16 protein-coding genes are annotated in these 20,942 nt (G+C 43.5%); 5 read left to right on the top strand and 11 right to left on the bottom strand.

Annotated elements, in window-relative coordinates:
- Positions 1–3 precede the first annotated feature (3 nt).
- Positions 4–2,655 carry an alpha/beta fold hydrolase gene (locus IPZ60_RS05635; protein WP_194196886.1) on the bottom strand — a complete coding sequence of 884 codons (2,652 nt, stop codon included), beginning with the start codon at positions 2,653–2,655 and terminating at the stop codon, positions 4–6.
- Between the two features lie 205 nt (positions 2,656–2,860).
- On the opposite strand from IPZ60_RS05635, the gene IPZ60_RS05630 reads away from it, so the two are divergent.
- Both IPZ60_RS05630 and IPZ60_RS05625 read left to right on the top strand, forming a co-directional pair.
- The gene (locus IPZ60_RS05630; RefSeq protein ID WP_194196885.1) at positions 2,861–3,772 is read left to right on the top strand and encodes a lysine exporter LysO family protein; all 912 of its coding nucleotides are present in this window, start codon (positions 2,861–2,863) and stop codon (positions 3,770–3,772) included.
- Between the two features lie 54 nt (positions 3,773–3,826).
- Positions 3,827–4,525 (top strand): hypothetical protein, encoded by a 699-nt coding sequence (locus tag IPZ60_RS05625; RefSeq protein WP_194196884.1) that lies wholly within the window; start codon positions 3,827–3,829, stop codon positions 4,523–4,525.
- 27 nt (positions 4,526–4,552) lie between these two features.
- Here IPZ60_RS05625 and IPZ60_RS05620 read toward each other — a convergent pair whose 3' ends face one another.
- The 3 genes from IPZ60_RS05620 to IPZ60_RS05610 form a co-directional block, all read right to left on the bottom strand.
- Positions 4,553–5,770, bottom strand: coding sequence for a hypothetical protein (locus IPZ60_RS05620; RefSeq protein WP_194196883.1), 1,218 nt, complete (start codon positions 5,768–5,770; stop codon positions 4,553–4,555).
- A gap of 56 nt (positions 5,771–5,826) precedes the next feature.
- A complete protein-coding gene (locus IPZ60_RS05615; RefSeq protein WP_194196882.1) occupies positions 5,827–7,095 on the bottom strand; it encodes an FAD-dependent monooxygenase in 1,269 nt (422 codons plus the stop codon).
- Between the two features lie 166 nt (positions 7,096–7,261).
- Entirely contained in the window at positions 7,262–8,611 is a 1,350-nt protein-coding gene (locus IPZ60_RS05610; protein ID WP_194196881.1) for an FAD-dependent monooxygenase, read from the bottom strand.
- A gap of 592 nt (positions 8,612–9,203) precedes the next feature.
- Between IPZ60_RS05610 and IPZ60_RS05605 the strand changes: the two genes are divergently transcribed.
- On the top strand, positions 9,204–10,295 hold the full coding sequence (locus tag IPZ60_RS05605) for a PhoH family protein (RefSeq protein WP_194197127.1): 1,092 nt from the start codon (positions 9,204–9,206) through the stop codon (positions 10,293–10,295).
- Positions 10,296–10,485: 190 nt separating this feature from the next.
- Complete coding sequence (gene ybeY, locus IPZ60_RS05600) at positions 10,486–11,100, top strand: rRNA maturation RNase YbeY (RefSeq protein WP_194196880.1); 615 nt, start codon at positions 10,486–10,488, stop codon at positions 11,098–11,100.
- Between the two features lie 10 nt (positions 11,101–11,110).
- Here ybeY and IPZ60_RS05595 read toward each other — a convergent pair whose 3' ends face one another.
- Together IPZ60_RS05595 and IPZ60_RS05590 are read right to left on the bottom strand one after the other, a co-directional pair.
- Positions 11,111–11,995, bottom strand: coding sequence for a mechanosensitive ion channel family protein (locus IPZ60_RS05595; RefSeq protein WP_194196879.1), 885 nt, complete (start codon positions 11,993–11,995; stop codon positions 11,111–11,113).
- 134 nt (positions 11,996–12,129) lie between these two features.
- Positions 12,130–13,017, bottom strand: coding sequence for an energy transducer TonB (locus tag IPZ60_RS05590; protein WP_194196878.1), 888 nt, complete (start codon positions 13,015–13,017; stop codon positions 12,130–12,132).
- Between the two features lie 549 nt (positions 13,018–13,566).
- Between IPZ60_RS05590 and IPZ60_RS05585 the strand changes: the two genes are divergently transcribed.
- Positions 13,567–14,346: a hypothetical protein gene (locus IPZ60_RS05585; RefSeq protein ID WP_194196877.1), complete on the top strand. Its 780-nt coding sequence runs from the start codon at positions 13,567–13,569 to the stop codon at positions 14,344–14,346.
- A 108-nt stretch (positions 14,347–14,454) separates the two neighbouring features.
- On the opposite strand, the gene IPZ60_RS05580 is transcribed toward IPZ60_RS05585, so the two are convergent.
- The 5 genes from IPZ60_RS05580 to nuoK form a co-directional block, all read right to left on the bottom strand.
- Positions 14,455–15,288, bottom strand: a complete 834-nt coding sequence (locus tag IPZ60_RS05580) for a ferredoxin--NADP reductase (protein WP_194196876.1) — start codon at positions 15,286–15,288, stop codon at positions 14,455–14,457.
- Positions 15,289–15,557: 269 nt separating this feature from the next.
- Positions 15,558–17,036 carry an NADH-quinone oxidoreductase subunit N gene (locus tag IPZ60_RS05575; RefSeq protein ID WP_194196875.1) on the bottom strand — a complete coding sequence of 493 codons (1,479 nt, stop codon included), beginning with the start codon at positions 17,034–17,036 and terminating at the stop codon, positions 15,558–15,560.
- Between the two features lie 3 nt (positions 17,037–17,039).
- The gene (gene nuoM / locus IPZ60_RS05570; protein ID WP_194196874.1) at positions 17,040–18,665 is read right to left on the bottom strand and encodes an NADH-quinone oxidoreductase subunit M; all 1,626 of its coding nucleotides are present in this window, start codon (positions 18,663–18,665) and stop codon (positions 17,040–17,042) included.
- A 1-nt stretch (position 18,666) separates the two neighbouring features.
- A complete protein-coding gene (gene nuoL, locus IPZ60_RS05565) occupies positions 18,667–20,541 on the bottom strand; it encodes an NADH-quinone oxidoreductase subunit L (RefSeq protein WP_194196873.1) in 1,875 nt (624 codons plus the stop codon).
- A 4-nt stretch (positions 20,542–20,545) separates the two neighbouring features.
- Positions 20,546–20,854, bottom strand: a complete 309-nt coding sequence (gene nuoK, locus IPZ60_RS05560; RefSeq protein ID WP_041753378.1) for an NADH-quinone oxidoreductase subunit NuoK — start codon at positions 20,852–20,854, stop codon at positions 20,546–20,548.
- Positions 20,855–20,942 lie beyond the last annotated feature (88 nt).

The following is a 20,942-nucleotide window of genomic DNA, read 5'->3' as shown; positions in this document are numbered from 1 at the left end:
TTATTACTTATCATCGATTGGTGCCGTTTTAATCGCCAATGACACGGTAAAGATACCAAAGCGGTCGATACGCATGGCAACCTTTTTAAAGCCTGCACGCTCAACCAATTGATCCATCTCGGCTTGTGATCGACAACGCATCACCCAACTGCTGCCACGGTGGTTGTTTAAGGTTTTACTGATGAACTCTTGCTCAGGATGCCACGGCTGATTGGTATAAATTAAATAACCGCCCGCTTTTAAACTGTCATAAATACCTGCCAATGCTGCCGCTGGTAACACATTATCAGAAAACAGCTCAAACACGCCTGAGCTGATGGCCACATCAAATTTTGTGTTATCAGAATCAGGATAACTTGCTACGTCAAAAGCATCTTTTTGACACGCAATGACTCGATCAGAAATCGCTAACTGCTCCGCCTTTGCTTGCAATGCTTGAATATTATGCATCTCATAATCTCGTAGCTCCGCATGCAAGTCTGTAAACTCTGTTAGCAGATCAAAGGCATAAAAACCATGGCCACTAGCGATATCTAATAATTTTGGTTGGTATGGCTTGGCGTTACTCTGATTTTTATCTTCAATATCTGCGAATGCTAAGCGTGCCAGCTCTAAGATATGTGCGCGGCGTATACGAATGCCTTGCCAGCCAATATTACTTAAATAAAATTTATCGATTGCTTGCCCAAATTTATTCTGACCGCTGGGCTGATTGTAATAGACGTGATCAAGCGAGTGACCAGAATCAAACCCATGTTCAAGCCCTGTCGCAATCGCATCGCTAACATGACCGAACTTCTGCATCGCAAAACGGGTAATCGCGAAGCTTGGATTGAATGGCTTAATCGCTAAGCGGTCTACCTTGTCTTTACTGGCGCTATTCAAATGAGCGGTACTCAAATCAGGTGCTTGGACTTGTGTGCTAAATACGTGCTCAGCGAAATCAATACAGTCGGCAAAGACATCGGCTTTATTGGTCTCATGAAAGATTGCATGATAACTGTCTGGATACAATTGCCAGCGTTTCGTAGGTGTATTGATCGCTTCATAAAACGCGCGTTCAGCCTGCTTATCCACCACGTAGTCCTTACCTGCACATAAGACAAACGTCGGTACAGTGATAGCCCCAGCATCGTCGAGCAAGCGCTGACCCGTCGCATGGGTATCGATGAGTAAGTCAGTTGAAATACTATTCGATATCAATGGATCGGCATTATAGGCTTGCTGCGCGTCTTTATCATGCGTCAATACTTGCGCTTTGACATAGCTACTAACACGTGACATCAGACCCAGTGTCCGTGCTACCTTTAATGACGGTATCGCAAAAGGCATATACAAGCGAATGCTTAGCGCAGGCGTACCGAGTATCATCCCGCGAATATTGGGCGCATAGTCATGCACCCATGCTGCTGCCAATACCGCGCCGATACTACTGGCGACGATTAAGGTATCTTCAATAGCAATGCCTGTCTGCCCAATAACCAATTGCACAAAGCCATCTAAATCTCGTTCAAGCTCGGTAACACTCTCAGCATGATCTTTGATACCCCCTGAGCGCCCATTACCGCGTGCATCCCAAGCAAAGACTTGATAACCAGCTTTTGCAAACTGCTCTCCTAACTCTGCCAATCGACCCGAATGCTCATGCCCACGATGTAATAAGATCACTTGACGTAATGGCTGAGTCGGTTTTTCAATGGCTGATTTTTTCATATCTGTTAAAGGCATCGTTAACCAATAGCGATAATAAATAGCCGTGCCATCATAAGCGTTGTAGCAACTTTCACCATTAATGATTTTTGGTGATGACTGCTCAAAACTAACACTAGCCTGTTCTTTTAATTTTTGACTATTAACAGTGGTTGGCATTTCTTTGAACTCCAATGGGCGCGCGTTATCAGTAAGATTATTTGGTAAAACAGTATTGAGAGATAGCGAGTTGTTTATTGACTCACACGTTACTGCTCGAAGTGCTGGTGGCTGATGCATCAGATATAGATTTGCCATATAGCGTAAACGGTTCAGGCACGTTTTTAGTAATAGCGTCTCTACCAACAGGGACAACTGCACGATTCTTTTAGGAGAAAGTGATAACGGTATCTTGCTACCCATAACGGTACCAAGTATACCTAGCACTAGAGCACGGTCGCTTTTCCCTAAAGGCCCTTGGTTTGCTCTTACCCCTAGCATCGTATTGCTAGCGATACCAAGTAGCTCACTACTAATACTCAACGCTACAATACTGCTGATATGCCGCTGAGTGGTTGGCGACTTACTCGTGCGAATTTGTCGTTCAGAATTAATTCGTAAATCATGTTTAGCTATATGCGGAACCAAACTGGCAATGAGTGCCGTATCAGCAAAAATATCGCCCGCCTCATTTAGTACTGCACCCAGTTTAGTAGCTTGACCATGCTCGCGTGCCATCATGCCGTCAATGGCGTTCAGTGCCATCCGTACGAACAATGATGAAGGCAATAAAAGCCATAACGCTTGCTGCTCGGTTGCAGGCTTCGCAATAACATAAGCCGTGCCCACACTTAATAGTACCGCAGACACAGTGACTTGATTGGCAGTAAAATTGTGCGCGACCAACGAATTACTGACTGGTCGCAGCTGATCTTGAAATTTAGGCTTGAGCTGATATAGCGACATAATGCCAACCACGTATCTTCGGTGTCTTAATTTAGCAACAAAAGTTTATTAAGTAAATACTTAACCATAGCTATAAATCTAATTATAGTCCATAAAATTGGGCTTTATAAAGAATATGGTTTGCCGATACCAGCATTTGTAACTTGATATGATACAATCTTCAGCTTCTTAAAAATGCCTTATTAAAATCCACGAGTCTGCCGTTATGCAAAGCATAGTTACCCTTATTTTGGTCTTAATGCCAATGTTTATTGGCTTTGCCATTCCTTCTAATCCCACTATGACAAGGCTTGCGGATAAGGGCTTATCTTATTTAGTGTTTGTCATTTTAGCCCTAATTGGCATTGAGCTATCGCAAGTCGAGGGCTTAGGCGGTCAAGTAGGTGAGATTGCGCTTTATGTTGCTGTGCTTTCAATCCTCACTATCGGCTCTGGTCTACTAGCTTTGATGATTTTCGATAACATGCGACCATGGCAGGCCAAAAAACCCAGCGTAAAATCTAAAGAACACCGCGTCAGTATTCGCGGTAGCCTCGCCCAAGTCGTTTGCGTATTGATTGGCATGGTAATTGGCTATTTCCTACCAGCGAACTATATGCCGCCTGAAAATACCATGACCGTCCTACTGATGATTTTGATTTTACTGGTTGGTATTGGTTTAAAGGGTTCAGGCATTACGCTCAAAGAAGTGCTACTCAATAAACGTGGCGTTGAGATGAGTGTTGTCTTTACGATAGCAGTATTGGCAGGTGGCTTAATATTTGCGCTGATGTTCAGTGATGTATCGTGGACGAAAGGCTTAGCGCTTTCATCAGGATTTGGTTGGTATTCCCTATCCGCCATCGTGATGACCGATGCTTATGGTGCAGTCTGGGGCAGTGTCGCACTATTCAACGATTTAATACGTGAATTCTTTGCCTTGATATTTATTCCCGTATTTATGCGAAAATATCCATCAGCAGCGGTAGGACTTGGTGGCGCAACCAGTCTAGATTTTACCTTGCCAATCATTCAACAATCAGGCGGTCTAAAGGTCGTACCATTGGCAATTAGTTTTGGCTTTATTATTAATATTGTCTCACCCGTATTGATGGTGTTGTTTTCGGCGTTAGGGTGATAACGTCTTTATAAGTGTAAAGTGACATACTTTTATAGCAAATAGGAGAGCGGCATGTCTATGTGGGAAGTAGAATACATTATTGAGCAGACCGTAAGGATCATTGCTAGCGCTCAAATCACAAACAGCGAAAAACGCAATTTAATATACAATGCTTATCACCTACAAGCCGCTTTCGATACAAGCCATACTCACTTTAGAGTAAAAGGCATTTTGCTCAGTATTCAGTATATGCAAGCCTACGCTCTCGAAGACTTCCCAACCTATAACCGTCATCCAAAGTATTTCAATAGCCTAATAGAGGCAGGTGATTCCTGGGTTTATGACAACCCTGAAGGTACTCGGTCAGCTGACAATTCTGAGGTCGCATTATGGGATAGTGAGTCACAGCGCTTATATGTAGACTTTGGCAGTCCCTACTATAGCCTCAATACTGACGAAACTGTAACACTCTATGAGCCGCTAGACTTTGCGTTACTTATCATTAGAGAAGCTAGTAAACAACAGAACAAAGGCATGGTCTATGATTGGACTGGTTTCGTTCTCTTTTATTTACTGACAATATTGCCAAGTAATAAGACAGTATCTGAGCTAAAACAGGCATACTTTACGGAAATAAGAAGCATATTTGCATCGTTCGACTTTACTGATTACGAGCCTATCGATGATCGTCTAGATTTGTATAGTGACTTTCACAAAGAATGGTTGTCAGAGCAGCAGCTTAAATGTTTGCTGTATGTGACTGCAACATAAATACTTCTGTCTTAATTCAAGCCTCTATCAACCTAATAACAAGTCCTCATCTACCTGACAAGCCCTATCATGCCAGTCAATAAATGCTTGTATGGATTTGTGCTCTAACTGATGGCTAGCTTCTTTACCAATAAAACTCTCAACATAACGGCACGCTCTATAGTTTTTAGCATACTTATCGTAATTGTTAATCCATTGTTTACGAGCTTTTAACTCATTTTGACGTTTCTCAATACTACTATCTGCATCCATGCTCTCGGCATCAAACCAAAAGTTTTTAGCAGGGATATCTTTAGTCAGTTTTTTATCCTCAACCTCATTCATACGCCACGGTTTGGCAGTTAGCCGCGCTCGAAAGCACTGCTGCGCCTGACAAAGACGCACGTAATTAGTGTCTGCATAGAAATATTCAAACCAGTCCGCGACTAACGCATCACTTGGCGAGATAGTATCGTGGGTAGCGATAATACGAAAGCCTGCAGGTGTCTCATACAAACGAAAGGACTCATTGGGATAATTGGCGATACGCTTTTGAATCAGATCAGTTATAAAAGATGGCAGCGAAGCAGAGTCATCGGCATATTTTTGTATACGCACTTTTTCTCTTTGGCTGGCTTGCTGCCATAAGTAGGCCGTCGCACCTATCATAACCACCAACAGCCATAACCATGACAATCCCAACCAAGAAATAACACTAGCGATAAGTATAAAAGTAAGAACAAAAACCCAAACTTTTATTTTAGCTGAAGGCTGATTTTGGTTGTCGGTTAGCAAAGTTATATAACCATTGCTGTCATAATCATCAGGATATTTATAATGCAATAATTGATCGTTATCAACATCTACAATCGCAACATTATTGACATTGGCAACCTGTGCACCGTAACTGTTACGCGTGACAACCAGCTGCGTATCCGATGCCTTACTCTCTAAGCCAGTTTTAGTTAAGCCATTCTCTAAAAAATTCTGCTTAGAAATAATCTGCTCACGAATGGGAATGCCATTACTTTCGTTATACTCCTCCCTACGCTCACGTCTGACAATATCCTCACCCTCTAGCCAGCGTTGATGAGCTTCTTTCACTCGTTCCTTAGCATGAGCCAAAGCCTCTATTTGACTAACATCCGACCAACCATAACGCTTAATAGTTGCTTGCTTAGAATCAAAGTCATCGGATGCGTTATCAGCCATTTTTGACAATTCAAAGCGCTGTTTATATTGCGCCCAGTATTTAGGGATGAGCATAAGGGATTACCTTAAGGTATTTGATTTAAGATAGATGGTGGTTGAGCTTTAAGCGCTTAAACCCCACTCGCCTGCTTAGCAAACAAACGCATGAGCGGCTTCATCTTGCCAACACGGTACATGCCCTCATTACGTATCTGCTGTACGGGACGTAATTGCGCAAGCGACCCTGCGAATAGCCAGTTAAGGGCAGAAAAGCTGTGCATCATCAGGCTATTATGCGGACGACGCAGACGCTCGTAACTACGCAACGTTTGATTACTGCCCCAAATCGTACCGCCACTACGAGTAAAGTCGTGTGCTAGTTGCTCGCTCAATACTTGTACATCAAGCATACCTAGATTCAGCCCTTGACCTGCCAGCGGATGCACACCATGTGCCGCATCACCGATTAATACCAAGTTATCAGCCACGTAGCTTTTCGCCTGTTGCGCGGTCAGTGGAAAACTAGCAATGGATTCAATCTGACTGATAGCACCCAACTCATAATGACAGGCAGCAGCCAGCTTATCAGCGATAACACGGTCATCTTCCTCTATCAATGCCAATGCTTGATTGCGCGGCAACGTCCATACGATTGACTGCCAATGTTGCGGATCAGCTTTGTCTTCATCAGTAATATCTGCTAATGGCAATAACGCCAGCGTACCCGTGGGCAACATCGCTTGACGTGCGGTTGCCTGATGTGGTTTTTCGGTATGAATCGCACAGCAAATGGCGGTTTGATTATAATCGAGCGTGTCTAGTCCAATCGCTGCCTGTTTACGTACAAATGAGCCTCGACCATCAGCACCGACCAGTAGTGCTGCGTCAATAGTCGTATGATTGTCTAAAGTCACACGATAGCCTTGCTGCGCACCCAGCCAATCCATGTTTGTGACTTTTTGCCCAGCGATAATGGTCAGATAATCACTGACATCATCCTCACACAAGCGTTGCCACAATGCATGCTCAATGACGGCTGGCTCGACCATGCTGCCGAGCATCTGCGGTATAACAGAATTAGACGGATCAGCGCTACTCTCACCAAATAACAGCTCACCCCTACCGTTCAGTTGCCATACCTGCATTTGTGAGTAGTCAGCCTTACGCTCAGAGCTAGTTATCTTTTGCCAGGCACCCACGTCTTTAAGCAAATTAATACTGGCCAAGCTCAGCGCATACACTCGAGCATCACGTTTGCTCAGTACGCCTTGCCAAGCTAATTCATCTCGTGCGGGACGAGCATCAACCAACGTTACAGGCATTTTGGCTTGTGCCAGTTTTAGCGCAAGCGTTGCACCAACGATACCACTACCGATAATCAGCGTATGGTTGTTTTTCATAAGGTGTCTCTCAATACTGGTCAATATTAGAATACTTATTATAAATCTTACTTATATATAGTTGGTTCAGTTTAAAAGAGAGCCAAGGCAACCGAGTGTAGATGTATATTGAATACTTCAATCGAGGTTAACGCTGTCACTTTTTTAAAGAGGATTAACTATAGCGCTATGATTTTAAGCCCATCGCATAGGTCGCAACTAACGGCTTAATGTTCGGCAGTTTATCAAAGGCGACTAGAGCCACATTACGAGCTAGCTTTATCACTGGATTGGGATGTGTAAAGCCATGTACCACAGCATCACAGAAACGAATGACTCGTTTTTGGTCGCTTAGACGTGCCTTCTCATAGCGCTTGAGGAGCGTTGGATCACCAATATCTGCGCCCTTCAGTACTTGCGAATTCATCATCTGCGCCAATACATGCGCGTCACGCATACAGAGATTAAAGCCTTGCCCTGCTACAGGATGCAGGGTATGAGCCGCATTGCCCATGACCACGCAACGACCGTCTACTTGCTTGTCTGCTAGCACGCGTGTCAGTGGATAAGCACCGCGACGACCAGCAGCGATAAACGTGCCAGCGCGTTGACCAAAGGCTTGCTGCAACGTCTGTAAAAAATGTGCGTCATCTTCTAGATAGCGTTTTTCTTCGCCCTTTGGACAGACCCAAACAACTGAACGTCTATAGCCACTCTGATACTCATCATTGCCGTCTCCATCTGGATCCGTCAATGGTAGTACGGCAAGGGGACCTGCTGGGCTAAAACGCTCAATCGCGACATGCTCATGTGCTTTGTCAGTTTCTACCACACCCACGATAGCTGTTTGCTGATAGTCATAAGTGGTTGTGCCAATATCCAATAGCTGACGCACGGTAGAGTCGCGGCCATCACAAGCGACCAAAACACTGCCCTGTAATTGCTGCTCATGCTCTTCTTCACCATAATGGCTAAAGCTCAGCGTGACACCGTCCGCTTTTTGTGTCACTGCGCTGACATTGGCATTATCAATCAACGTGACCAATGGTGCTTGCTGCGCGGCTAATAGAAGCTTGCGTCCGAGCCATGCATTTTCTATCACTTGACCAAACGACTCGACCTTTTCTTCAGCTTTATTGAGTTGCGCACGGCCAAAGCTGCCTTGTTCGCTAACCTGTACTGAGTCGATACGGCAGGCATGGCTTTGTAACTCATCCCACAGTCCAATCTCTTGGTAAATCTGTACCGTGCGGCGTGATAGTGCCGTATTGCGACTGTCCAAATAGTGACTACGATTGTCATCATCTTTTGGACTGATAGTTGGATAGCTGTTTTTTTCTAATAACGTGCTGGCAATACCCTGATTCGCTAGCAGCAGTGCAAAGGATAAACCGACATGGCCACCACCAGCGATAAGTACTTGCTGCTCTGTGATTGCCTTACTATTATTAGCTATGTTTTCAACCACATTGTTTTCAACCACATTTTCAGCGTTGCTTTTAGCATTCGATAAAGTTACATCATCATTTTGTGTCATTATTATTCCTACTTTATTATATGGGGCGTGCTTTCTATAATTGATCAGTGGGCTATTGGTTGCTGCTAATTAATTGCTGCTAGCAGTCACTGAAATCTGATGACCTTTGGTCAAGTTAACTCTGTTTTAGGTGCAATCAGAGAACACTATGATAGACTCAATAGATTAACACAAATAACCCATTATTCTGTGCGGTTAACGGTAGGCAAAACGTGTACTAAAACAGCTTTAATATTGATAACAATGAACGCAGTAACCACGAAGCATTGAGAAGTAACCAAACCTGAAAAATGCACTCTACTAAAATTATTAAAAAACTACTAACGATTGCAATCACCATACAAAAACAGCGTCACGTATATGATGTATGGCTTGAAATTTAAAAACTATCTACCATAATAAAGGCAAGACCGTTACTTATCACCATTCCTAAAACAAACAACAAAACTAATAGCACTGCTACCGTCATTTCTATCTCTACCATTTAAAGCCAAGACAATAACGACCGACTACTTTATCTCTTAAGTCCAAAGCTTAATAAAACAACATCACTTTGGGCACACAATAAAAGGATAATCGCTTGACTGATTCCATGAGCCGCCGTATAAAGTTTGAATCATTGACGCCAGCACAGCTCAAAATCGTGCTAGGTGAATACAACAATCACATGAAATACATCCAAAAACGCCTCGATATCAAAATCATGCAGCGTCAAGGTGATTTTTGCCTGAGCGGTGATGTGACTGGTGTTGAGCGTGGTGAGCGTATTATCTACAAGATGGTAGATGAAGCACAAAACAAAAAAGACATCAGCGCAGAAGAGCTGCATCTCATTATCCAATCAAGTATCTCTCGTGACGAAGACATGGCAGCCGATGCACAACAGGCAGAAGAAGCTGCCAAAGAAGAAGATTTCGATATTGCTAGTGAATTTACGCCCGTTAGCTTGCGCACCCGTAAAGGTCGTATTATTCCTCGCGGTGGCAACCAGCAGACCTATGTCCAAAGTGTGCTGAACTCTGACGTCTCATTTGGTATTGGTCCTGCTGGTACTGGTAAAACGTATCTAGCGGTTGCCTGCGCCGTGGATATGCTTGAGCGTAATGAGATTGAGCGAATTTTACTCGTGCGTCCAGCGGTAGAAGCTGGTGAAAAACTGGGCTTTTTACCGGGTGATTTGACGCAAAAAATCGATCCCTACTTGCGTCCATTATACGATGCGCTATATGAGATGATCGGCGTTGAAAAAGTTGGCAAGCTGATCGAAAAACAAGTCATCGAAATCGCACCCCTTGCCTATATGCGCGGTCGTACATTAAACAACTCGTTTGTCATCTTGGATGAAGCGCAGAACACCACGCCTGAACAGATGAAAATGTTTTTGACCCGTTTGGGATTTGGCTCACGAGCTGTCATTACTGGTGACGTCACCCAAGTGGATTTACCCCGTGGTCACAAGTCTGGCTTAGCACAAGCGATGGAAATCTTAAGCGGTATTGAAGAGATTCATATCACTAAATTTGACTCAAAAGATGTGGTACGCCATCAACTGGTACAAAAAATCGTCGAAGCGTATGATGTGTTTGATGAAGAACAAATCATATTAGAAGAAAAACGTAAGTTTGAGCGCATCAAAGAACAAGAGCGCAGACAAGCTATCGCTAATGCTGCAGCCAAGCTATAAAATGGCAGGTTTGATATTTGCCACCTTAGAAGTGCAAATATAGAAATGCAAAACCGGATTACTGATTAGTAGTCCGGTTTTTTGCTGCTAGACTGATAATTAGCGTAGTAGATTAGGGTTAGTAATTTAGCCTTGAGTAGTTTTAGCAAATTAAAAAAATGGCATGATAATAGAGTAAGGAGAGAAAAACATGAGCCAGTATGACGATAATGAGAACTCTAACCAAAATAAGGCAACTGATATCACTAATAATGATGAAAGCTTTGAGATATTAGACATCAGTGCAACGAGTAGTATTGATGACACACTACTCGATACTTTTTATCATCGTGACACGCTATTACCTGTGATGGTGGCAACTTTAGATTACATAGATAAGCAAATTAATAGTGGTTTAGTACTGCCTTATTTTGCAGATATTGATGTTGAATTATGGCAAGAAAAAGCCAAATCACTCGATATATATATCACTGATGAGACTGAAGGTCGTGAGTTGAATTTGGAAGCACGAGGCAAGGATTATGCGACCAACATTCTGTCTTATCCTAGTGACTTGCCAGCCGCTATCATCGGGCTGATGCCGACCTTAGCGCTTGGTGAGCTGATTATTTGCCATGACGTCATAGTGCGTGAAGCCGCAGAACAAGAGAAAACAGTCGCACAGCACATTAGCCATCTATTAACACATGGTGTGCTGCACTTGCTTGGATTTGATCATGAGCTTGGACAAGCTGAACAAGATGAGATGGAGCAGTTTGAAATTGAGGTTTTGGCAGGCCTAAACCTACCAAACCCCTATTTATAATGAATACGATTTAAAGGTTTTGATCTTTGTCTAAAGATGGCAATGGCGATTCGTTTTTGTTGCCCATCAACATCTCTAAACCTTTAACATGTACACTGCGCTGCGGGAATGGAATGTCGATTTTATTGTCATCAAGCGCATATTTAAACTGCTCAAGTAAATCACATTGCATGCTCCACCAGTCCGCATTGGTAGTCCAAACGTTCAAGGTCAGGTCCACTGAATTGTCCCCTAAATTGGTCACACGGACGATAGGTTCAGGGTCAGTAAATGCCAACGGATTGTCGGTGGCCAGCTTTATCATGATGTCTTTTGCGGTCTTAATATCGGCATCATAACCAATACCGATAGTGATATCCACGCGGCGATTGGGTAACGACGAATAGTTGATAGTCGCGGTTGTGGTGATGTCACCGTTAGGGATAATAATATCGTGATTGGTGGTCGTGGTCAGATGCGTATTAATCAAACTGATCTCTGTCACCGTACCTGTGTGACCCAGTATTTGCACATAATCACCGCGTACAAACGGGCGAAACGTCACAATCATGATACCAGCGGCAAAGTTAGACAGTTGATCTTTCAGTGACAGACCAATCGCAACGGCTGCACCACCTAATATGGCGACAACTGAAGTCGTCTGCACACCAACTTTGCTAAGTGCTGCTAGTGCGACTATTACCAATAGCACGCCGTAGATTAAACGACCCAAAAAGCTAGAAACCGTGTCATCTAAGTGACTACGCAGCATGATTTTTTGTGCGATAGCGACCGATTTTTTGGCAAGCCAACGTCCTACGACGAATATCAATATCGCTAGTGCTACTTTTATAACCAAACTTACTGCATTACTGGTTAAGGCCGCAATATCTATGGTAAAACCTAAAAATTCCATACTGACTCTTTATTTTATAGCTGTGTTTTATGAATTTGGGTGTTTGTCATACAAAAACTAGAATAAAACATGAATTACTATGCTTTATTCTAGTTTTCATCATTGATTACATTTGAACCATCTTAAGAAGCATCTTAATAAGTCACATTCACTTTATCGCTGTATTGATAAGTACGAATCAAACGTAACTCGACAATATCACTCATATCTTTGGTGAACTCACCAAAAGGCGCGGCTTGTCTAACCGACTGTTTGGCCGCTTCGTCTAATATCGTTGAGTTTGAGCTCTCAAGTAAGCGAATGGCTTTAATATTACCATCGCTACTAATGATTACCATCAGACGTACTTCACCAGTGATCCCTTGCGCGCGCGCTTGTACGGGATAATGTAGATTGCCGATGCGCTCGACATGTTCACGAAACGTATTGATATAGTCCGCTGCTGCACCGCGTGTCGTTGAATTACTATCGACAGTCACCACTTTCGATTTGGTGGCATACACTTGCTGGCGCTGAGACAACTGAGCTTCCAAGGTGGCGACTTGTTTTCGCAGACGCTCCTCTTGTGCAATCATGTCATCTTGTGCTTCTTTGCTGTCATTATCCGACTCTACATTGGCCTGACGCCAACTCAAAGTAGTACGTAGGTAGCTCTCTTGATACTGCTGCTGTCGAACCTGCCGTTGCAAGCTAATCACATCTTGTGTCTCACTCATTTGCTCAGCGGACAATGGGCTAATCTGATCCGTTTCTTGCCTCAGTTGCTCTTGTACCGTACCACCACCTTCTTGGGAGGCATCAGCAATAAAGTGAGCATCTTCATTTGGCTTCATATTGTCAGTCAGTGCTTTTGCGACATCTTGCATCATCGCAGCGGGGTCTTTCCCCATAGAAAAACTAACACCAAAAATAATAAGCGCATGTACACCAACTGCGATAACGATAGCAACAGGTAAGCTAATATCTCGCTTAGGTACTTGTGCGGAAAAGTGATAGCTTTGTGAATCTTTAATATAGGCCACAGTCGATCTCAGCTTATGGGTACGAGCTTATAAGTATAAAACAGCAAAAAATAAGCATCATAATGGTATGTATGATTTATTCTGGCGCTATCATACCATGACATAGAATCATGTCACCACGAGAACCTGTACGTTAGCAATCTAACGCACTCATACAAGGTTTACAATTCTTTAGTCGAATGATTAAAAAAATACCGTCAAACCTAATACAAATCGCATACGCCAGATGATAAAGCGTTAATGATTGCGCTGTAAGCATCTTATATACCAACGTTTATAGGGTGAACACTATTATAAAAAATAGATTTCTTATTACCCACAATTTATATTTCCCCAAAATAATCGATGTCAGGGATATATTCTGATGTTCTATATCGATAGAATGAATGACTACAAAGTACATGTGTGCATTTTGAAGCCATCATATTTGATATATACTGTATTTCAATAAGCATCGTATTATCAATAACAGTCCATCAACTACTTTTGATCAGCGGTTCTGAGCGCTCTATACAATGATGCACCCCGATAACGATAAGGATAAGAAGTTTGAGTGATTTTGATAACATAGATACTTCAGACAATTTTGACGAATTCTTTGAAAATTTAGGCTACCGATTTGACGAGTCATTCAGCGGTGGCTGGGAGCGCCTTACCCAATCTATCAGACAGATATATGATAGAACAACGGATAAATTTGAAGATGAACTTGCGCTGCCAGTGACACAAGAGTACGTCAATGACGCACTACAGAAATTCGTCACAGATAACGTAAAGGCCATTTTAGAGTTGCGTGTTGAGATGCATGATGACTGGTTCCGCTTGTACTGTACGATTAACGTGTCAGGCATTTATGTGGAAATCGCGAGTAACTTTGGCTTGATTCATGTTCAGCTCGATCGTAATGTCCAACGTTTTGTATTTGGTCAGCAGACTTATACTGACGTACTTAACTTACGCTGCGAGTCTTTTCTCAAACGCCAAGGTGTCAAACTGTTCGTCTGGTTCTATCACAGTATTCTTAAAAAAGACCCATTAGGATTTCTGCTCTCTTATATCAATATTGCCCGTGCAAAAGATGAAATCATTTACATTGATATCAATCGCTGGCTAAAAAAGAACAAAAAAATCATGAGTACCTTGCATAAGGTACAAGTGAATTATGGCGAACTTGAAGAAGAGCAAATGATTTTAAAGACTCAGATTAATTATCGTGACTTACTAGCCGCAAGTAGTAACGAAGATATCATTAGTGACGATGATGAACCTGAGTTGATGCAAGGTCCTGTCAATCCCGTAGATGATGCGACTGAACCAAGCCAAGTTTAACTGTTTCACCGTATAAAAAACGCTGAGCTTCAAAAACAATAGTCTTTGAAGCTCAGCGTTTTTATTTTGTCAAAGCAGATCTATAGAATACTCAAACCAGTTATATGGCTACCAATAGTTCTCTACAGCGATATTGCCCTCGCCTCGTCGATTCATCACCAGTCCTAGCGACTTTAATGCTTCTTTGGTGTCATCCACCATATCTGGGTTGCCACATAGCATGACATGGGTAGTCTCGATATCTAAATCGATGCCTGCACGCGCTTGCAACGTACCATCCAGTAGCAGCCTTGGCAGACGTTCTGTCAATGCACCTTCAACAGGTTCACGAGTCACGATAGGGATAAATATTAACTTTGCTGGATTCTCAACCAACGAGCCAAAGTCTGCTTGCAGGCTTTCAATTTTTTCAACGTAAGCAAGCTCCTCTAGCGATCGAGCGCTATAAGCCAATACAATATGTTCGTAATCTTCCCACGTTTTCAAATCCTGTAGCATGGATAAAAATGGTGCCAAACCCGTACCTGTTGCGAGCAACCATAGATCCTTGGGCAGTGGCTTTTGATAACGCGCCAATGTTAAAAATCCAAATGGTAAGGTGTTGAGAAGCAACTCATCCCCTACTTGTAAGTGTTGCAACTGTGAGGTAAATGCCCCGTCAGGAATAACGATAGAGAAAAACTCTAATACTTCGTCGAATGGTGAAGAGATAATCGAATAAGCGCGAAAGATATCTTCATCTAATGCCTCATCAGATATATCAGCATCAGACTTGCCACTCTGCTCTGTATAGTACTTCAGTCGACTGGGATTGACACCCAAGCGCACGAACTGACCGGCAGTAAACTTAAAGCTGTCAGGACGGCTGACCGTAAAACTAAATAGGTTTGGCGTCCACGTGGTTTTGCTGAGCACGGTTACCGTTTGAATATTGTCACTCATAATAATTAGCCACTCGCTTTTTATTGTTATAGTTAGAGAACCACTAAATAGCTACGGCGTTACCCTCCTTAGATGTACGAATTGTACTATCTGCAGTCGGCTGCCTTGTAGCTGTTTTAGACCTCTTTGACTATAGTTATTTTTATAAAAACTTTAAACGATACAAAATAAAAGATGCGCCAAGCTTATCACAAAGCTGGCGCATCTTGGTTTTCTAACCGTAACAGCAGATAAGCCACATGCAGCGACTTATCTCACCTCTCTCAAGACTACCAGATACGTGCCAAACTTGACCATTCAATCATATTGCTCGGCAAGATACCGAAGAAGATAATCATCGCTGTCACCGCAATAATCATGATACCGCCAGTACGCATCGCCCATTGTCCAGAAACATCAAACTCAATAAACTGCTTAGGACGTTTGAACAGCGTAAGCATCACGCGCAAATAATAGAATAAACCGATCGAGCTGCCTAAAATAATCATTGCTGCTAAGAACCAGTTGGTTCCTTGTACCGCAGCCAATATCGCAAATAGCTTCGTGATAAAGCCTGCCGTCAACGGAATACCCGCCAATGACAACATCATGATAGTCATGACAGCAGTCAGCACTGGACGACGCCAGAACAGCCCTTGATAATGAGTCAACTCATCAGCTTCGCCAGATAGACGATACGGACTCGACATGAGAGTCACTACGCCAAAGGCACCGATAGAGGTCAACGCATAAACAGCCATATACATACTAGAGATACTATCTGCTGCCGTACCAATACTGACAATCACGATCATCACATAACCCATATGGGAAATAGAAGAATAGCCCAGTAGGCGTTTCAGACTAGTCTGACGTACGGCTAACAAGTTACCGACCAATATTGACAAGGTAGCCATTACCATCAATAGCATTTGCACAGAGGGTAATGCTAGCAAAGCAGTATCAATTAAGAAGCGAACCGCAAGCGCCATCATCGCAACTTTTGATACAGATGCCAAGAAGGTCGCGATAGGTGCTGGTGCACCCTCGTACACATCTGGCGTCCACATATGAAAAGGTGCAGCAGACAATTTAAACGCGATACCAAACATCATCATCGCCGCGCCCAATATCAACAGTGGCGATTCAAAAAGATTACTCAATTCCACACTAATAGGCTTAAAGGCCAGTGACCCTACTTCTGCATAAATAAACGCCATACCCATCAACAAGGTGGCCGATGCCGTTGCAGATAGCACTAGGTACTTTAGACCAGACTCTAGCGAGTTTTTGCGCATATAGGTGTATGACAGCATACCGTACAGTGGTATAGACAGCATCTCTAAGCTCATAAAGAATGACGCTAAATGCTGAGCACTGACCATCAGCAAAGCACCAATCGTCGATAACAACATGAGCAGATACAGCTCTTCTTTATTATCCTTAAGGTTTGCTAAGTACGCATAAGACAGCGTACAACAAGCCAATGCACAGATAAAAATAATCACCATATTAAACTGAGCAAAGTTATCAATTACAAATAACTGTTCAGCACTCGGTATCATGGTTCCACTATTCACGATGCCAGTCATTTGACCAAGCAAAGTAAATAAGCCAATGTTTAAACCAACGACGGTAACTGTACCCGTCACCATATGTGAGCGTTTAACTGCGATGGTAATCATGACCACCAGTACCGTAATCACTACGGTAATGATTGGCGCATAAGGCAACAATCCCATCAAATCATTCATCGTAATATCATTCATGACTTAACGTGCCTCCATTGCATCAAGCAGGTGCGACGCATCTACTTGTGTTACTTGACTATAGGTATATGCATTGTTAATCCACTGCATCGCGTGACTCGATGTATCAAGGAAAGGCTGTGGATATAACCCAAGCCAGACCAGTCCGGCAGCTAGCATAAGTAACAATGACAACTCACGCTTGCCCAAATCTTTGAGTTTACGCGGTGGCAAACCATGTGATTTGGTTTCTTGCATTGCGACTGCTTCGATGTTGTTTTTACCAAATAACGCGCGATGAATCAGAATCAGCGAGTATAGCCCTGCTAGCACCAAACTGAATGTTGCAAAGACGACAAACACAGGATATTGAGCAAATGAGCCAAATAAAATCATGAACTCGCCAATGAAGTTACCTGTACCTGGGATACCCAGTAACGCTGCGCAGAAGAACATCAGTATCGGCGCATAATAGCGGAACTGCCCCCACATGCCACCCATTAAGGTCAAATCACGTGTGTGCAGGCGCTCATATAACTGACCTGCCATAATGAATAGTGCCGCCGAGCTAAGACCATGTGCGAGCATCTGAATCATCAAACCTTGCAAGCTGAGCAATGTACCAGCATAGATTGCTAAGACCACAAAACCCATATGCGAGATACTGGTATACGCCAGCAAACGCTTCATATCGGTCTGCATAAAGGCCAACCATGCACCATAGAAGATACCAATTGTACCTAAAGTAATGGCAATCGGCGCAAACTCTTGTGACGCTACTGGGAACAATGGCAACACAAAACGAATCAGACCATATGCCGCAGTCTTAATCAGTACACCAGCCAAATCCACTGAGCCTGCCGTTGGTGCCTGTGCATGCGCATCTGGCAACCAACCATGGAAAGGAATGATTGGCAACTTCACCGCAAAACCGATAAAGAAACACAGCATGATTGGATATTCCCAACCACCCAACGACGTACCGAGCAAGTCATTATAGTTAAAGCTTACGACACCTTTTTGGGCATAGCTAATAATGACCAACATCAAGATACCAATGAGCATAATCAGCCCAGAAGCTTGGGTATAAATAAAGAACTTGGTTGCTGCATACTCTTTGGTTTTGCCAACCACATCATGACCCCAAATCGCGATCAAGAAGTAGATAGGAACCAGCATCATCTCCCAAAAGAAGAAGAATAAGAACAAATCAATGGCTAAGAAAACACCAATGACGCCGCCTAAGCTCCATAGCAAGTTCAGGTGAAAGAAACCAACTCGGCGTTGAATCTCATTCCACGAACAAGCAACTGCTGCAATACCTAGCAGTCCTGTCAAAGCCACCATCATCAGTGACAAACCATCTAATGCCAAATGAAAACTAATACCAAAGCTTGGTATCCATGGCACACTGAATTCAGCGACCCAAGGCACGTTTGCACTTGGGGCAATCACTTGCTTACTCATTCCGCTAAAGTCACCGTAATGCCACAATACTAGTGACAATACAAAGGTCAGCGTCATGCCGATTAAGGCAATCCAGCGCGGTAGACGTTTATTAAACCGTTCGACCAACCAACATAGCAATCCTGCAATAAAAGGAATTGCGATTAATGCTGGTAGCATCCACGTTTGTTGTAACTCAATCATCTTATACCACCGTCATCATTACCAGCACCAGCAATACAGCCATACCCAAGCCAAAGCTTGCAGCATAACCTCGAAGTGACCCTGTTTGCGTCGCAGACAACACTTTATTACCTGCTGAAGCCAGCTTAGGTAGGATGAGCCACGTTTTATCAATAGGGTCGGCTTTAAGTAAGCGGCCGATGAACAAAAAGGGTTTTACAAAAATTACATCGTATAGCGCATCGAAGCCTAGGCCATGATAGCACCAGTGATATAGCGCCCCACCAATACGTGAGCGCTTAAAGCTGGTAAGCATTCTACCTTTATCTACGACGTATAATAATGCTGCCAATATCAAGCCCGCGCCCATCGCACCCATCGCGATATATTCTGCGGTATGCTTAGCATGCGCTTGACCCGCGACTTCTAATAAGTGACCAACACTCTCTGGCAATACACCATCTAATGGCGGTGTAATCCATGCACCAACGGCTGTAGATAGTACTAGCAATACCGTCAACGGCAACCAATACGACATACCTGATAATTTGTGTGCAGGCGTTTTTTCTTCACCAAAGAAGATAATCCAAATCATACGGAACGTATAAATTGCGGTTAAGAAAGCACCGAATACACCCATATAGAATAGTACTAAGTGACCTGTGGCATAAGTCTCCCAAAGAATCGCTTCTTTAGAATAAAAGCCAACGGTGACCCAAGGTATGGCTGCAAGTGCACCACCACCGACGACATAGCACCAAAATACCAATGGTATCTTTTTACGCAGGCCGCCCATCTTAAAAATATCTTGCTCATGGTGTACTGAAAGGATGACGGCACCTGATGATAAGAACAGCAGCGCTTTAAAGAAAGCATGTGTCATCAGATGGAAGATAGCCCCTTGCCATGCGCCAACGCCCAGTGCTAAGAACATATAGCCGATCTGACTCATCGTTGAATAAGCAAGAATACGTTTGATATCTGTTTGCGCAAGCGCACAGAAACCTGCAACGATAAGCGTCAATGCACCCACGCCGCCGACCCAATACAATAAGATACCAGGCGTCAGTTCAAACAACGGATGTAGACGGGCGATTAGATAAACGCCTGCCGTGACCATCGTTGCTGCGTGAATCAATGCTGATACAGGTGTTGGACCTGCCATCGCATCAGCAAGCCATGTATGTAGTGGCAACTGCGCTGATTTACCCATCGCGCCGCCAACGAGCATCATCGTCGTCAGCATCATCGTTGGATTATTGATATCGAATACTTCTGGCGCGCGCGTAATAATCTCTTGGATATTAAGCGTACCGAATTCACGGAATAATAAAAACAAACCAAAGGCTAAGAACACATCACCCACGCGAGTAACCGTAAAGGCTTTCATCGCCGCGCGTCCATTGGCTCTGTCATGGTAATAATAACCAATCAGTAGGTATGAGCAGATACCCACGCCTTCCCAACCAAGATATAGCAGAAATAAATCATCTGCTAGTACCAGCAATAACATACTGGCCACGAACAAATTCATATAGCTAAAGAAACGGGCAAATCCAGTGTCGCCTTTCATATACCAAGCGGCAAACAGATGGATTAAAAAGCCAATACCCGTAATGACACCCGTCATCGTTAGTGCCAAGCCATCAAAACTAAGACCAAAGCTTGGCGCAAAATCACCGACTTGGAACCATGTCCAAAGTGGAATCTCGACTACCGTACCCGCTGGGTTACTGGTTAAAAAAGTATAGCTAACGAATAGCGTACATAGTGCTGATAACAGCATGCTACCCACACCGACAATCGCTGCCACCTGCTCTGTTAGCTTGTCGCGCATAAAGGCTAAAATCAAAAAGCCAACGAGCGGGAATATAAAGGTTAATGGTAATAAACTCATGACATCATCCTTTCATCTCATTGGCGCTATCGACATCTAGATGCCCACGCTGATGATAAAACCGCAATAATATTGCCAAACCAATGGCGGCCTCTGCTGCTGCTAACGTCAAAATAAAGATAAACATAATCTGTCCATCTGGATCGACCCAACGACTGCCTGCCACCACAAATGCTAGTGCTGCCGCGTTCATCATGATCTCAAGGCTCATAAGCATAAAGAGAAAATTGCGACGTACCATGACACCGCATAGACCGATAGCAAATAAAATACCTGCCAAAATCAATCCATGGCTCATGGGTATCAGACCCAATACCTGTTGCACCTCAACAGCTGGCTGTACTAAGCCTGCTACTTCATGGGCAAACGGCACATTCGCGACCTCTTGTGCCACGCTCGCT

Origin of the sequence: Psychrobacter sp. NG25 (genome assembly GCF_015234355.1) — a bacterium.
GTDB lineage: Bacteria > Pseudomonadota > Gammaproteobacteria > Pseudomonadales > Moraxellaceae > Psychrobacter.
The sequence above is the reverse complement of the archived record's forward strand: the minus strand, read 5'-3'. Positions and strand labels throughout refer to the sequence as shown.

Excerpts from the sequence above, each read along its gene's own strand:
- IPZ60_RS05580 (WP_194196876.1), bottom strand. The coding sequence starts at position 15,288 with ATGAGTGACAATATTCAAACGGTAACCGTGCTCAGCAAAACCACGTGG.
- IPZ60_RS05595 (WP_194196879.1), bottom strand. The coding sequence starts at position 11,995 with ATGGAATTTTTAGGTTTTACCATAGATATTGCGGCCTTAACCAGTAAT.
- IPZ60_RS05605 (WP_194197127.1), top strand. The coding sequence starts at position 9,204 with ATGAGCCGCCGTATAAAGTTTGAATCATTGACGCCAGCACAGCTCAAA.
- IPZ60_RS05615 (WP_194196882.1), bottom strand. The coding sequence starts at position 7,095 with ATGAAAAACAACCATACGCTGATTATCGGTAGTGGTATCGTTGGTGCA.
- ybeY (WP_194196880.1), top strand. The coding sequence starts at position 10,486 with ATGAGCCAGTATGACGATAATGAGAACTCTAACCAAAATAAGGCAACT.
- IPZ60_RS05635 (WP_194196886.1), bottom strand. The coding sequence starts at position 2,655 with ATGTCGCTATATCAGCTCAAGCCTAAATTTCAAGATCAGCTGCGACCA.
- IPZ60_RS05575 (WP_194196875.1), bottom strand. The coding sequence starts at position 17,036 with ATGAATGATATTACGATGAATGATTTGATGGGATTGTTGCCTTATGCG.
- IPZ60_RS05620 (WP_194196883.1), bottom strand. The coding sequence starts at position 5,770 with ATGCTCATCCCTAAATACTGGGCGCAATATAAACAGCGCTTTGAATTG.
- nuoM (WP_194196874.1), bottom strand. The coding sequence starts at position 18,665 with ATGATTGAGTTACAACAAACGTGGATGCTACCAGCATTAATCGCAATT.
- nuoL (WP_194196873.1), bottom strand. The coding sequence starts at position 20,541 with ATGAGTTTATTACCATTAACCTTTATATTCCCGCTCGTTGGCTTTTTG.
- IPZ60_RS05610 (WP_194196881.1), bottom strand. The coding sequence starts at position 8,611 with ATGACACAAAATGATGATGTAACTTTATCGAATGCTAAAAGCAACGCT.
- IPZ60_RS05630 (WP_194196885.1), top strand. The coding sequence starts at position 2,861 with ATGCAAAGCATAGTTACCCTTATTTTGGTCTTAATGCCAATGTTTATT.
- IPZ60_RS05625 (WP_194196884.1), top strand. The coding sequence starts at position 3,827 with ATGTCTATGTGGGAAGTAGAATACATTATTGAGCAGACCGTAAGGATC.